Origin of the sequence: Brochothrix thermosphacta DSM 20171 = FSL F6-1036 (assembly GCF_036884295.1) — a bacterium.
Taxonomy (GTDB): domain Bacteria; phylum Bacillota; class Bacilli; order Lactobacillales; family Listeriaceae; genus Brochothrix; species Brochothrix thermosphacta.
Map to the genome: position 1 here is coordinate 2083802 of NZ_CP145608.1, position 15179 is coordinate 2098980.

The 15179-nt window shown below is 35.1% G+C and carries 14 protein-coding genes; 5 read left to right on the forward strand and 9 right to left on the reverse strand.

The annotated features are described in order from the left end of the window. Window positions 1-145 precede the first annotated feature (145 nt). From V6S17_RS10445 to V6S17_RS10455, 3 genes are read right to left on the reverse strand one after another with little or no spacing between them, the layout of a single operon-like run. The gene (locus V6S17_RS10445) at window positions 146-1954 is read right to left on the reverse strand and encodes an ABC transporter ATP-binding protein (RefSeq protein WP_051535965.1); all 1809 of its coding nucleotides are present in this window, start codon (window positions 1952-1954) and stop codon (window positions 146-148) included. After that, a complete protein-coding gene (locus V6S17_RS10450) occupies window positions 1951-3675 on the reverse strand; it encodes an ABC transporter ATP-binding protein (protein WP_029091365.1) in 1725 nt (574 codons plus the stop codon). The genes V6S17_RS10445 and V6S17_RS10450 overlap by 4 nt, the downstream gene beginning before the upstream one ends. A gap of 39 nt (window positions 3676-3714) precedes the next feature. After that, entirely contained in the window at window positions 3715-4194 is a 480-nt protein-coding gene (locus tag V6S17_RS10455; protein WP_029091364.1) for a DUF6530 family protein, read from the reverse strand. A gap of 219 nt (window positions 4195-4413) precedes the next feature. On the opposite strand from V6S17_RS10455, the gene V6S17_RS10460 reads away from it, so the two are divergent. Next, window positions 4414-4794, forward strand: coding sequence for a hypothetical protein (locus V6S17_RS10460; RefSeq protein ID WP_029091363.1), 381 nt, complete (start codon window positions 4414-4416; stop codon window positions 4792-4794). 146 nt (window positions 4795-4940) lie between these two features. On the opposite strand, the gene V6S17_RS10465 is transcribed toward V6S17_RS10460, so the two are convergent. Then, window positions 4941-7361 (reverse strand): DEAD/DEAH box helicase, encoded by a 2421-nt coding sequence (locus tag V6S17_RS10465; RefSeq protein WP_051535964.1) that lies wholly within the window; start codon window positions 7359-7361, stop codon window positions 4941-4943. A 362-nt stretch (window positions 7362-7723) separates the two neighbouring features. Here V6S17_RS10465 and V6S17_RS10470 point away from each other — a divergent pair, with 362 nt between their 5' ends. Then, window positions 7724-9526 (forward strand): LysM peptidoglycan-binding domain-containing protein, encoded by a 1803-nt coding sequence (locus V6S17_RS10470; protein WP_051457309.1) that lies wholly within the window; start codon window positions 7724-7726, stop codon window positions 9524-9526. A 394-nt stretch (window positions 9527-9920) separates the two neighbouring features. Here V6S17_RS10470 and V6S17_RS10475 read toward each other — a convergent pair whose 3' ends face one another. From V6S17_RS10475 to V6S17_RS10490, 4 genes are all read right to left on the reverse strand, one after another. Next, on the reverse strand, window positions 9921-10295 hold the full coding sequence (locus V6S17_RS10475; RefSeq protein ID WP_338515675.1) for a hypothetical protein: 375 nt from the start codon (window positions 10293-10295) through the stop codon (window positions 9921-9923). 377 nt (window positions 10296-10672) lie between these two features. Next, window positions 10673-11146, reverse strand: a complete 474-nt coding sequence (locus V6S17_RS10480) for a hypothetical protein (RefSeq protein ID WP_029091361.1) — start codon at window positions 11144-11146, stop codon at window positions 10673-10675. A 12-nt stretch (window positions 11147-11158) separates the two neighbouring features. After that, on the reverse strand, window positions 11159-12208 hold the full coding sequence (locus V6S17_RS10485) for a lactonase family protein (protein ID WP_029091360.1): 1050 nt from the start codon (window positions 12206-12208) through the stop codon (window positions 11159-11161). Window positions 12209-12288: 80 nt separating this feature from the next. Then, window positions 12289-12738, reverse strand: a complete 450-nt coding sequence (locus V6S17_RS10490; protein ID WP_051457310.1) for a thioredoxin family protein — start codon at window positions 12736-12738, stop codon at window positions 12289-12291. Between the two features lie 163 nt (window positions 12739-12901). Between V6S17_RS10490 and V6S17_RS10495 the strand changes: the two genes are divergently transcribed. From V6S17_RS10495 to pta, 3 genes are read left to right on the forward strand one after another with little or no spacing between them, the layout of a single operon-like run. Beyond that, a complete protein-coding gene (locus V6S17_RS10495) occupies window positions 12902-13159 on the forward strand; it encodes a hypothetical protein (protein ID WP_029091359.1) in 258 nt (85 codons plus the stop codon). 39 nt (window positions 13160-13198) lie between these two features. Beyond that, on the forward strand, window positions 13199-13582 hold the full coding sequence (locus tag V6S17_RS10500) for a DUF423 domain-containing protein (RefSeq protein WP_029091358.1): 384 nt from the start codon (window positions 13199-13201) through the stop codon (window positions 13580-13582). 21 nt (window positions 13583-13603) lie between these two features. Further along, window positions 13604-14581 carry a phosphate acetyltransferase gene (gene pta, locus V6S17_RS10505; protein WP_036027201.1) on the forward strand — a complete coding sequence of 326 codons (978 nt, stop codon included), beginning with the start codon at window positions 13604-13606 and terminating at the stop codon, window positions 14579-14581. Between the two features lie 249 nt (window positions 14582-14830). Here pta and V6S17_RS10510 read toward each other — a convergent pair whose 3' ends face one another. After that, a complete protein-coding gene (locus tag V6S17_RS10510; RefSeq protein ID WP_029091356.1) occupies window positions 14831-15064 on the reverse strand; it encodes a hypothetical protein in 234 nt (77 codons plus the stop codon). Between the last annotated feature and the right edge of the window lie 115 nt (window positions 15065-15179).

The window sequence follows — 15179 nt, forward strand, 5'->3', positions numbered from 1 at the left end:
ACTCTTCTTTTATTTAATTATAACTGACAAAACAACAATCACAATATGTTTTTATTTCTAAATGCCTTCTATTAATAATAGTTCGCATAAATTTCCAACAAAAAACCGCCATGAAGTTTTAATTCTTCAATGACGGTCATACTAATTATTCAGTTACACCAAATTGGCTATTGTACAAATCAGCATAAAAACCTTTTTGTTCAATTAACTCTTGATGATTACCACGTTCGATAACATCGCCTTCTTTCATGACTAATATTAAATCAGCATCTCTGATTGTAGATAGTCTGTGTGCAATAACAAAGCTGGTACGACCACTTCGTAAATTATCCATTGCTTTTTGTAGGTTAACTTCTGTTCGTGTATCAACTGAAGAAGTGGCTTCATCTAACACAAGCATATCCCGGTTAGCGATAATTGCACGTGCGATTGTTAACAATTGTTTTTGACCTTGTGAAATATTATTACCATCTTCATCTAGTACTGTGTCATAACCTTCAGGTAATTTTCGAATAAAGTCATCAGCATATGCAGCTTTTGCTGCTTCGACTATCGTTTCATCATCTGCATCATTGTTACTGTATCTAATATTCTCACGTATTGTTCCTTTAAATAACCAAGTATCTTGTAACACCATACCAAACTTCGCACGAATTTCTTCACGCGTTTGACTTTGAATATCGTAGCCATCAATAAAAATATGGCCTTTGTTCACATCATAAAAACGCATCAGTAAATTGATAATCGTCGTCTTACCTGCACCAGTTGGCCCAACGATAGCCACAGTCTGGCCTTTATTAACCGTGAAATCAAGATTTTCCATCAATAATTCTTTACCGTTATAACCAAAAGCAACGTTCTCAAATGCTACTGCATCTGCATATTTTGGTGTATAAACTGCTGGTACTGTTGCTCTTGTATCAATCTCATCAGGTTCATCTAACATTTCGAATACACGCTCAGCTGATGCAATAGTTGATTGGATAATATTTGCAATATTTCCGACATCTGCAAAGGGTTGATTAAACTGACGTGAATATTGAATGAATGCCTGAATATCACCTACGTTGATGCGACCATTTAAGGCATAAAAACCACCGACTAAGGCCACACCAACATAACCAAGATTACCTACAAAACGCATGAGCGGCATTATCAAACCAGAAATAAATTGTGCTCGACGTGCTGCTTTGAAATATTTTTCATTTCCTTCGTTAAAAACAGTAAGAGATTCATCTTCTCTTTGGAAAGCTTTTACTAATTGATGACCACTGTACATTTCTTCTATATGGTTATTTAGTAAACCTAGCTCTTTCTGTTGTGATTTAAAAGCTGATTGTGATTTTTTAGCAACAAAGATAACCACAATAAGGCTCAAAGGAACCGTCAACAAAACAATCAGTGTTAGATTGAAGTTAATCGTAAACATCATGATTGTGATACCAATTATGGTCACGATTGATGTTATCGCAGTCGTTAATGATTGTTGTAATGTATTAGCGATGTTATCCATATCGTTAACAGCTCTTGATAATAAATCACCGTTATTACGTTGATCATAGTAATTCAATGGCAAACGATCCATTTTTTCTTTTAATTGTTTACGCATGTCATATACAGTATTTTGCGCGACTGAACTCATTATGTACTGTTGAACAAAACTAAAGATTGAGCTTAGTAAGTAGAGCGCAATTAACCAAATGACAATCGTTCCTACTGCCTCGTAATCAACATGACGTTCTGGACTCATTACACCTTTAAAAATCAAAGTTGTTGCTTCACCTAATATTTTTGGTGAAACAATTGTAAATAACGTCGAGAGTATTGCAAATATAAACACGATAATAAGATTCAGACGATAAGGTTTCAGATAACCTAGCAATCGCTTAAAACTCGTTTTAAAATCCTTTGGCTTCTCTACTTTATTCATACTATTTCCAGGTCCATGACTCATGCCCACTCCTCCTCTGACAGTTGTGAACGCATAATCTCTTGATACACTTGGTTAGTATTTTTTAACGTTTCATGTGTTCCCACGCCAACCAGATGACCTTCGTCCATCACTAATATTTTTGTTGCTGACATTACTGATGTAATGCGCTGTGCAATTGTAATCATAATTTTTTCATCTTGATAAGCAGTTAATGCTTTACGCAATTTCGCATCCGTTTTAAAATCCAATGCAGAGAAACTATCATCAAAGATATAAATTCCAGCATCTTTAACTAACGCTCTTGCAATTGCCAAACGTTGTTTCTGACCACCTGAAAAGTTATCGCCACCTTGCTCAACTGGTGCTTCTAATTGTTGCTCTAATTCACGCACAAAATCAGCTGCCTGAGCAATTTCTAAAGCTTTCCATAAATCACTGTCGCTTGCATTGGGATTACCGTAACGTAAGTTATCAGCAATAGAACCCGTGAACAATAACGCTTTTTGTGGCACAAGACCGATTTTAGATCTTAATTCAAGTTGAGTTAAGTTTTTTATGTCCACACCATTGATCGATACCTTACCTGCAGTTGCTTCATAAAAACGAGTAATCATATTAATAACAGTCGTTTTCCCTGAACCAGTACTACCGATAATCGCTATTTGATCACCTTTATTTGCAGAAAAGCTGATGTTTTCAATTGCTGCTTTTTCGGCATTTTCAAAATTAAATGACACATTGTCAAACACTAATTGTTCAACACTATTAGTGGTTTGAGGTTGTTTAGGATCATGAATTTCTGTTTCTAACGCTAAGACATCATTAATACGTTGTGCCGAAGCAGCTGCTCTAGGAATAAGTACAAACATCATTGCTAACATCATGAATGAAAATAACACTTGCATGCCATATTGGATAAAGGCCATCAAGTTACCTACTTCCATTTCACCTTGTCCAATTAATTTACCACCAAACCATACAATTGCTATGCTTGTTACATTCATTATTAACATAATAACAGGCATTGCAAATGCCATGACTTTGTTTGCATAAATTGCTGTATCAGAATATGAACGGTTAACATCATCAAAGCGTTGACGTTCATCACCACTTTTATTAAATGCTCTTATAACACGAATCCCATTTAAACCTTCACGAATAACGCGGTTTAATGCGTCTGTTTTTAACTGTAATTTCTTAAATATTGGGGTTACTTTCATACCTATAAATATCATTACTAAAATCAAAATCGGCAATACAACGCAAAATACTAATGATAATTTTGCATTTCGTGATACTGCCATTACAATACTTCCCACTAACATAATGGGCGCAGTTAGCATCATTCTTAATACCATCATTGTTAAAGTTTGCATTTGTACCACATCATTCGATGTTCTTGTAATCAATGACGCGGTTCCAACTTTATTAAATTCTTGCAAAGAAAATGATGTCACTTTCTTAAAGATTGCATCTCTCAAATCACGGCCATATGACATGGATACTTTCGCTGAGAAAAATACAATAAATACCATTAATATGATACTGATTAATGTTAACACCATCATTTGAATACCACTTTGCCAAATGTAAGCTGTATCAGCTTGAACAATTCCTTTATCAACGATATTTGCCATTACAGTAGGTAAGTACAATTCTGCAATAACCTCCGCAAAAGTCAAAATGACAATAATCATAATCGACCACTTATAAACTTTTAATCGTGAGAGTAGTTTAATCATTTTTTCACCTCTTCATGTTATTGTTTCTATTTAAGATAATTATAAAACATCTTTTAATGCTTCTTTTAAACGTTGAATTCGCTCACCAATCAACTCATCGTCTTTTCGCATCGTTTCATTAAATAATTTAATATCTTCATCAATATGTTCATTATTTGTGCATATCCCTAAACGCATCGCATTCCCTTGCAATGCTACCTTAGCTATTTCAACCTGTTCAGGATCATACAATTTTTCATGTTGATAAGCCTCTTGTAAATATTTTTTTGCTTCAGCAATCATAATTGCCAAATCTAACACCCGATGCAAAGGTAATTCCTCTGATTGACGAGACCACTTTTCGCCCGTATAACGCCATACTTTAGCTGAAACGTCATAATTACCACGCTTACTCCACTGTGCTATCCCTAAAGATAACCCTTTAGTATCAGTTTCTTCTTTTGTTAGTCTTCCGTCGATGTCATCATAGTTCTCTACTGTAAACACAGGTGCATGCTTTAAATTTGTTGGAATCTCCATAACATCCTCCTTTACTAAAATTAGTAATTTCACTAAACTTAGTAGCACTAATGCATAATACCATTTATTTTTTCGATAAGCAAACAATAATATACTACTAAATAATAACTAATAAACGGTATTATACAGTAGTATATATCAATTTTTTTATGCCATTGTAACTTTCATGTTTTTCATCTACAATAAGCATATAATGTATTTATGAAAGGGATGTTTTTTATGCGTTTTGTCGTAACTTTTTTAGCGACGATTGTACAGTTTATCATCTTCGCTTTTATCGCTTATATGATTGTTTTCAGAGAAAATTACACACTCGGGATTCTGATGTGTGTGTTGATTAGTGCACCTGTTGTTTTTATTGGCGCAACTGCTGCAGAATTATATTACGGTTTACGTAAAGGTACCCCTATACGTTTCGCAATGTATGGCGCTGCTTATGGTTTTTTTGTTGGTTTATTAGTAGCTTCTTTATTCCAACTCTCAACGGCTTTGTTGATACTTACTTGCTTATTAGGTGTCGTTTTCGTTGGTATTTTAGGCGTTACATTCTACTATATCCGCGGTGCTAATCCTGGACAAGCTCGTAAAAAAATTGCTTAATAGAAATTCGGCTCACTTAATAGTGTTGATGACATTTTGTCGTCAACACTATTTTTATTTACTTTTCACAGTACAACTTATCTTTTTTAGAAATTTATATTATTAAAAAACACCCCTCTGATATAACTATTAGAAGGGTGCTAATTTTATTTTTTATTATACGATTCATGTAGCATACGAATAGATTCTTCTTCTGAGTCTGCCTCAATCCCTAACTCTTTCATCACGCGTTTAACCTCATTAATATCTAAAGCCAATGTCGTTTCTGCTGGTGACGAAGGCACTGGTAGAGTAAGGATTTTAGTTACATAAGCTGCATTGCATGCTTCAATAAAACGGTTATAAAGAATGTTAGTTTCTCTTTGGAACGTCACTAATGGATCAATTTGCCCATAAGCTCTTAATCCAATACCTTCCTTAATTGCCTCAACTTGATAAAGATAATCGATCCATTGTTCATCTATCGTTTCAATAAACATTTCACGCTCCATTTGATTAATTGAATAAGCATTAAAACGCAAACGATTCTCATTATACCATTTCAGCATAAACGTTACACCCTCACGTTTACCCATATCAACTAGTTCATCGACCGGTAGTGGCAAAGCGATACCATCAAACAAATCAAAAATAGCAACTTTTTTTGCTTCATCTGTCTTTTCTTTTATAAATATCGTTGTCAAAATTTCTTCCATAATTGCTTCAGTAAAAGCTTTTGTTGTTGTCATATCTAAAATTTTGCGTCTTTCAGCATAAACTGTCTGACTTTGAACATGTAAAATTTCATCGTATTGCAACAATTGTTTACGCACATCAAAATTATGTGCTTCCATTGCTTCTTGAGCATTACGCATTAACTTTTTGATGAATTTACCTTTAAGTGGTTGATAGGTCAGTTCTCGTTTTTTTAATTTGTAGCGTTCCCATCGTTTACTATCAAATTGCTTCAGAAGCTCGTCTTCTAACGATAAAATAAATTTGCTGTAACCTGGATCACCACGACGGCCTGAACGACCAATTAATTGTAAATCAATGCGACGACTATCAAAACGAGAGGCTCCAATCACACATAAGCCACCGCGTTTTAAAGATGCTTGATCTAATTTAATATCTGTACCGCGACCTGCCATATTGGTTGCTATGGTCACCGTTCCTACAGTCCCAGCTTTTGATATAATAGCTGCTTCTAATCGATGATTTTTAGCATTTAAAATGTTATACGGGATGCCTTCAATGTTAAGTAATTCCCCAAGCCACTCACTATCTTGAATAGAATTAGTACCTACTAAAGACGGTCTACCTTCTTTCAAATTGTGATAAACTTCTTGTACTATTGCTTTTCCTTGCTCTTCTCGTGTTCGATATATTTCCTCTGCTTTATCTTTACGATTTATTCTCATGTTGGTCGGGATGACCACAACATCCAAATTATAAATATTATGAAATTCTTCTGCCTCTGTTGATGCAGTTCCAGTCATACCAGATACTTTTTGATACATTCTAAAATAGTTTTGAATCGTAATCGTTGCTAAAGTTGTTGATTCATAGTTAATTTCAACACTTTCTTTTGCTTCAAGCGCTTGATGAATACCATCATTATAACGACGGCCTGGTATTGCTCGACCAGTATTTTCATCCACGATGACAACTTTACCATCCATTACAACATAGTTTTTATCCTTTTTCATTAAAATATGTGCTCTCAGAGCTGTCATTGTTGCGCGTATTAAATGTTGATTCTCTGAAGAAAACAAATCTTTCACTTGCCAAAAATACTCTGATTTTTCAATACCATTTTCTGACAACCATACTGTATGATGAATTTCATCAAAATTATAGTCTGACTGATTAAATGTTGACAACAAGCGGTTGGCACGTTGATATAAAGATAAATCTTCTGTTTTAGTACTTGAGATAATTAACGGTGTCCGTGCTTCGTCAATTAGAATAGAGTCTGCTTCATCTAATAAAACAAAATCCAATCCAGTCTGAACACGATCTTCGTTGTTTTTTATCATATTATCTCGCAGATAATCAAAGCCGAATTCTGAAGCCGTGCCATAAATAACATCACCTTCATAAATCGCTTTTTTTTCTCCGATGGATGCTTCAGCTATATTTAAAGTAACCGTTAAACCCATAAATTCAAGGATACGTCCAATTTCTTCCCGGTCTCTTTCAGCAAGATATGTATTTGCAGTCATAAGATGTACTTTATTCCCTTTTAAAACTTCTGAATACAATACAAATAATGATACGAGCGTCTTTCCTTCACCCGTTTTCATTTCAGCAATACAACCATCCTCGAGTGCAAGTGCTCCTATAAGCTGCACATAAGCCGCTTCAAAACCAATAACACGGTGGATCGCTTCACGCAGTAAGGCAAAAGATTTCACAAGATCATCCTCAGTTAAGGGTTGACCTTCTTTATATTTAATTCGCCAAAAGGCTGTTTGTTCACTAAATTCACTATCATCAAAATAAGTATAGAGTTTACTTTGCTTCAAAACACGACGGGCTAGACGGCGGTATTCTGTCATCTGTTTATTATGTTTACCAATGTTCATAGTTTAATACCCTCCTGATTGCTACTCTTTCATTATACAATGATTAAAATTTAAATGGTATTTTTATATTATAATATCTAATAACTTACCATTGTTGCATCAATAATTATACTTTTCAATACAATAATGCGATATAACTCATAAATATATGACATATTATTCAATTTCAAGTCGAAATTAATTAGGTCTTAAGACCCTTAAATATTTCAAGTATGTGACATTCGTTGTAATTATGTTCTTTTCACTGTAGAATTAGTATGTAGATTGAATGTTATGATGAGATAGGTTTATTTCAAATTATTAGCATTACAATTATTTGTACATGAACACACTATTACGAGCATGAAAGGGAGAGAGAAAACATGAAAAAATTAACGTTATCTTTAGCTTCAGCTAGTATCGCTGCAACATCTATTGTAGCACCAACAGCAGCGGCAGCCTCAACCGATATCACAGTTGAAAAGAACGATACACTTTGGGACTTGGCAAATAAACATAAAACAACCGTAAAAGATTTAAAAGAGATTAACAATTTAGACTCAGATAATATCCAAATCGGTCAACAATTAAAAGTGGCACAAAATAAAGACACATATGTCGTTAAAAGTGGTGATTCTCTTTGGAAGATCGCTCAAGCAAACCATACTTCTGTTGAAGAATTAAAAAACATCAATAAGTTAACATCTAATACTATTTTTGTTAATCAAAAATTAGAGATACCAGGAATTGATTATGTAATGGATACGACAGCTGTTGTTCAAAAAACATCAGACGTTTCAACCTCTGCACAAACTCCTGTTGCTGAAGAAGTAGCTCCTGTTGCTGAAGAAACTGCTCCTGTTGCTGAAGAAACTGCTCCTGTTGCTGAAAAAGCAGCTCCTGTTGCTGAAGAAGCAGCTCCTGTTGCTGAAGAAACTGCTCCTGTTGCTGAAGAAACTGCTCCAGCCGCTGAAGAAACTGCTCCTGTTTCTGAAGAAACTGCTCCAGCCGCTGAAGAAGCAGCTCCTGTTGCTGAAGAAACTGCTCCAGCCGCTGAAGAAGCAGCTCCTGTTGCTGAAGAAGTTGATACAAATGCTTCCACTTATGAAGTTAAAGCGGGTGATTCATTAAGTAAAATTGCTGATTTATTCAATACATCTGTGAATAAAATTGCCGCACTCAATGAATTAACAAATTCTGAAACTTTATCTGTCGGACAAGTTCTCGCTGTAAAAGGTGAAGTTAAAGCCCCTACAGTTTCAGAAACACCAAAAGAAACAAAACCTGTTGCCGAAGAAAAAACGGAAGCTACAGTTAATACTAATGCTTCAACTTACAAAGTTAATGCTGGTGATACATTAGCAGTTATCGCTAGTCAATTTGGAACAACGACTTCTAAATTAGTCGCTCTTAATAACCTTTCAAATGCTAACTCGCTTACAGTAGGACAAACATTAAAAGTTAAAGGTTCAGTTCCAGCACCAACAGTTACTGCACCAAAACCTACACAAACAGTAGCTACACAAACACCTTCAACACAAACAGTAGCAAAACCTTCTGTATCAGCTTCAACTCATACTGTAAAATCTGGTGATTCATTAGGTAAAATCGCATCACAATATGGTGTATCTGTAAGTTATCTTGTTAACCGCAATAATCTTTCAAATGCTAACGATTTATCTGTCGGACAAGTACTTCAACTTAAAGGTGCTGCTTCATCATCAGTAACACCTAAACCAACTACACCTAAACCAACTACACCTACAACAACTTATAAACCTTCTAAGCCTTCTGCACCTTCAACAAGTGGCTTAAGTTTTAATACACTGTTTAGTTTTGCTCAACAATTCAGCGGTACTCCTTATGTTTGGGGCGGTACAACACCATCTGGATTTGATTGTTCAGGATTTACACAGTATGTTTACGGAAACTCAGGTGTTTCGTTAAACCGTACTGCTGGAGATCAAATGAACCAATCAACTAAAATTTCTGAAGGCCAAGCTAAACCCGGAGATTTAGTATTCTTCTCTTACAACGGTGGTTCTTCAATCGATCATGTTGGTATTTACATGGGTAACGGCCAAATGATCAATGCTCAAAATAATGGTGTTAAAATTGACAACATTCACGGAAACGGCTGGGGCGAGTTCCTTGTTGGATTCGGAACTGTTGGTAACTTTAACTAAACTAAATTATTATTCAAAAGCCACACATAATGTGTGGCTTTTTTTGTTGCTATCATCGTTGTAAATTTATTTGCTTACGAGGATAGTATGGGACGGAGCGAAAGCGAGTACCACTCCTTTGTTATCATCGTTGTAAATTTATTTGCTTACGAGGATAGTATGGGTGCTGACATTGTTGCGAATACATGAGCTTACAAAGACAGTATGGGTGCTGACATTGTTGCGAATATATGGGCTTACAAAGACAGTATGGGACGGAAATTTCCAAAGGAAATTGAGTACCACACCTTTTGTTAGTTGCTTGAGTACCATTCCTTTTGTTAGTTGCTGAATACCACACATTTTGGTAGTTGCTGAATACCACACATTTTGGTAGTTGCTTGAGTACCACACCTTATGCTAGTTGCTTGAGTACCACACCTTTTGTTAGTTGCTTGAATACCATTCCTTTTGCTAGTTGCTTGAGTACCACATCTTTTGCTAGTTGCTTGAGTACCATTCCTTTTGTTAGTTGCTTGAGTACCATTCCTTTTGTTAGTTGCTTGAATACCGTTCCTTTTGTTAGTTGCTTGAATACCATTCCTTTTGCTAGTTGCTTGAGTACCACATCTTTTGCTAGTTGCTTGAGTACCATTCCTTTTGTTAGTTGCTTGAATACCATTCCTTTTGCTAGTTGCTTGAGTACCACATCTTTTGCTAGTTGCTTGAATACCATTCCTTTTGTTAGTTGATTGAGTACCACACCTTTTGGTAGTTGATTGAGTACCACACCTTATGCTAGTTGCTTGAGTACCATTCCTTTTGTTAGTTGCTTGAGTACCATTCCTTTTGTTAGTTGCTGAATACCACACATTTTGGTAGTTGCTTGAGTACCACACCTTATGCTAGTTGCTTGAGTATAGTTCCTTTTGTTAGTTGCTTGGGTACCGTTCCTTTTGTTAATAATGTATGATTCCGTATGCCGACGTATTCTTTTGTGAAAAATAGGCATCAGTGAAACTTCACCCACACCATAGATAGAATCTTTAAACACAGTCATTGTAAATGATAACACTAAAAAAACAGACTATCTATTGACGAATAAAAATTCGTAATACATAATCTGTCTATTAATTGAAACACTAACATGTTCTCTATTTATTAAACTTAGAGAGCTTTACTTAATGTGATATTCTCTTCCGTCTCAGTTAGTACAGAGTAACCTAATTTTTTCCAGAATGAAATACCAACGTCGTAACTTGATGGAAACGTAATATCAAATTGCTTCCCACCATCATCTTTTGCCCATTGAAGAGCAACTTTTTCTAGTAGTTCATCAAGACCTTCTTCAACTACATCTTCAGCAATAACTAACCATTCTATTGTAAAATGTGTACTTTCATTTGGATTTTGTAAAATATCCAACAAGCCTTTTGCATTGTCTTCACCGTCCAAAAGTGCAAACGTATACTTATTGAAATTCGGTTTATTCGTTCCAAGAACTAGTTCGATATCCGCTTCAGTAAATAAACGTTTTTTTGTTTCTTTAAAATAATTAGGTGCTTTTTCAAATACAGATCGTACTGTATTTTCATCTGCTGGATGTAAAACTTGGATATGGAAACCTTGATAATTTGACATAGAGAGACTCCTTTAGTTAATGTTATTTAAAAATGATACTGCCACTGTTTCAGGGACACTCACTTCTTTACTGACTGCTGTTAATTCACCAGATTCTGCATTAATTTTATACGATGTTGCAGTTCCTGTATCCTCATTTGCTGCAATCAGAACAGTTCCTGCTGCATTGACATTAATATCTCGTGGACCAACTCCGAATGATGAAATAAATTGTTTAACTGACAACGTGCCATCCGCTGCGATATCAAAAGCAGTAATCCCATCATAACCACGGTTTGAAACATATAATGTTTTTTCGTTTGGCGTAATACGGATAGCTGAACCTTTGTTAGCTCCTTTAAAATCTTCAGGGAGTGAGTAAATTGTTTGTTTTACTACAAGACCACCTGTCTCTTTGTTGAATTTAGCAACAATTACTTCGTTAGATAACTCTGTCATGATATACACTGTTTCACCATCTTTTGTGAAAACAAGATGACGAGGGCCACTTCCTGGCTTAACAGATAGTATAGCAACACGTTCTAATTCCGCTCCATTTACTTTATATGAATAAATCTCATCCGTTCCTAAATCTACACCTAAGACAAATTTACCATCAGGTGTTAAGTCTGAATAGTGAGCATAAGCTTTATCTTGACGTTCAGGATTAATGCTATTACCTTCATGTGCATCTCTTGAAACCACACGATCAATTGATCCATCTTCATTCAAAGCGACTGAATCAATTAAACCACGGTGATAGTTTGCTGTATACAATACATTACCTGCATTATTAATTGCAACATAACAAGGTGGTGCTCCCTCTTCTGAAATATTATTTAATGGTGTTAATGTTGCATCTTCATTAATTTTAAAAGATTGAATTCCACCTTTACCATCTACCTTAGCAATTGAATAAAGGTAACTATTAGTAGGATCAATTGTTAAATAGGTCGGATTATCTACCTTACCTGCAACAGCAACATTGCTTAATTCAGCTGTTTCATTATTAACCGTCGCTGTGTAAATGCCTTGGCTTGCTTTTTTTGTGTATGTTCCAAAATAAACGCGTTCATTACTCATAGTATATCTCTCCCTTACAATCTGTTTTCCTCTATATTATAACACCATTTTAACTTACCGTCTGTTCATAATGGGTGCGCTTACTTTAATTTATTAGTATCTAACCATTTTTCTGTTTGCGTCGCTGATTTATCTGCTGCATTAAAAGAGGCCTGTTTTTTATTATCTTTAATAACCATAAGTGTCGGTACGGAGGAAACATCTAAATTATTAAGCAGTTTAGTCAACGATTTATCATCACTTTTACGCGCTTTATCTGTATTGTAATAATAAACTGTCAGTTTTTTATCTTTTGCGATTTTTGCAAGCTTAGGTGTAAAAGCTCGGCAATATTTACACGTTGGTCGACCTATATAAACAACAAATCCATCTTTAGATTCTTTCATCGTCTCAAACTCAGTTGTTGTAATCGCTTTGAAGGTTGATGTATCCATTTCTTTCGTTGCAAAAGGTTTGAAAATCAATACTCCACTACCTATGACAAGTATTGCTACAACAATAATCATCCACCATTTTATCTTGTTAATCACAACTTTCCCTCCCTATTCTTAACTGCTTTAAGAATAACGTTTATTATGCTTAATTGCAATTGTATTTTTTATCGTTTCTTCATTGATTTCTAGATGTTTAATCACCTTTTTTATGATACAATTGTACTATGGGGCAAATTTATAAGAATTGGAAGGTGTTACAATGTCAACGTTTAAAATCATTGATGCCATTCAAACAGAATGTCTTTTGGCTAAAGAAGCCACAGGTAGTGAACAAGCAAAACACCTCTATACTATCAAACAACTGGCACTGTTGATTGAGGATGTTTCATCACCCTCGAATACGTCCACAATGGAACTCCCTAAACCAATCGCAACTGTTGCGTCTCACTCACCAACTGAATCTCTGACTGTCACTTCAGAAAGCGATCACTCATCAGGTTCATTACTAGACTTCTAACACGCATTTATTTCAAGCTACATGAAATGAGGAGCTCACATGAAAAAATTTGCTATTATTGGTGCAGTATTTGCAATGCTAGCCGTTGCACTTGGTGCATTTGGAGCACACGCCTTAAAAGAACAACTTGGCAGCTCTCGTTCCGTTTGGGAAACTGCAGTGCAATATCAAATGTTTCATGCACTCGCACTATTAGTAATTGCTATTTTACTTCATCTCTTCCGTGATTCGTTTTTTTCGATTGCGGCATGGTTGATGGTTATAGGTACTTTATTTTTCTCAGGTAGCCTTTATACACTTAGTCTTATAAAAATCACTGCAATTGGTATCGTTACACCTATTGGTGGCGTCTTTTTTATTCTTGCATGGCTATTTGTAATTTTGGGTATCTTTAGAATTCGCACATCACGTTTTAACTATTAAAAAATTTTAGGAGGCAACATTTTGAAAACATTAATCAATGAGTTAAAAGAAAAAGTTGTAGGGAAAGATATTCGTATTGTCTTCCCAGAAGGAAACGATACACGTATTGTATCAACTGCTGCACGTTTACAAGCAGAAGGAAGTGTTATCCCTGTATTATTAGGTAATCCTGAAGTCATTGCAGCCACAGCAAAAGAAGCTGGTGTTATTATTGATAACATTGAAACTCATGATCCAGCTAATGATGAATTATTTGAAGAATTGGTAACAGCCTTTGTTGAACGCCGCGCTGGTAAAACAACTGAGGAACAAGCTCGTAAAATGCTACTAGATCCAAACTATTTTGGCACAATGCTTGTGCATACTGACAAAGTACAAGGTCTTGTAAGTGGAGCAGTTCACTCAACAGGTGATACTGTTAGACCTGCTTTACAAATCATCAAAACTAAGCCAGGGATCAAAAAAACTTCTGGTGCTATGATGATGCTTGGTCGTTCATCACGTTTTATCTTTTCAGATGTTGCAATCAACATCAGTCCAGATAGTATTGACTTAGCTGAAACTGCTATTGCAAGTGCTGAAACTGCAAGTATTTTCAACATTGAGCCTAAAATTGCTATGTTGAGTTTCTCAACTCATGGTTCGGCAAAATCTCCAGAAGCAGAAGCTGTTGCTGAAGCAACTCGCCTTGTCAAAGAGGCACGCCCTGATTTAATAGTTGATGGTGAAATTCAATTTGACGCTGCATTTGTTCCAGAAGTTGCACAATTAAAAGCACCTGATTCACCTTTATTAGGTAATGCTTCTGTTTTCGTTTTCCCTAATCTTAGTGCAGGTAATATCGGATATAAATTAGTACAACGTTTTGCTAAATTAGAAGCAGTTGGACCTATTCTACAAGGTTTAAACAAACCTGTGAATGATTTATCGCGTGGTTGTACTGCAGATGATGCTTATAAATTAGCATTAATTACTGCAGCTCAAGCTGTCGCTAAATAATTAACACCCCAATATTACAGTATTTTTACAGCTGCACTTTGTGTGGCTGTTTTTTTGTATCGACATTCAAAATTTTCATTTGAATATCAATCAGTCCAATTGAGTGGTTCTCTTTTCCCACAAAAAATAGGCATCAGTGAATACTCACCAACACCATAATACGCTTACTTATAAATTAGAAAGTAAAGTTATCAAAAAAAGACCGTATATCACCATCAAATATCGGCAATATACAGCCTAAAATAATTTTTATGAAAATATTTGATTTTTAGGTAGCCAAGCAAAATTATGTTCGTGTATTCCAATAATGTTAATATCTTGTTGGATTGTATCCCTAAAACGCTTTTCTATTTGTATTTTTGTCCAATCGACTGGAAAAATACAATATCTATGTATTTTTTTCACTTCTTTATTTAAGTCTTTTTTAGAAGTAAAGACGATTGAATAAATCAAAACATCATCCCAATTATCTTCTATGCGCATCTTTATTCTCCTCTCTGATTTATATATATACCACCTTCATACAACTTGATTTTAACATAGAAACACCTCCTCATATAGCTCATTAAATACCTAAAAAGAAGCAGTTTATGGAAAA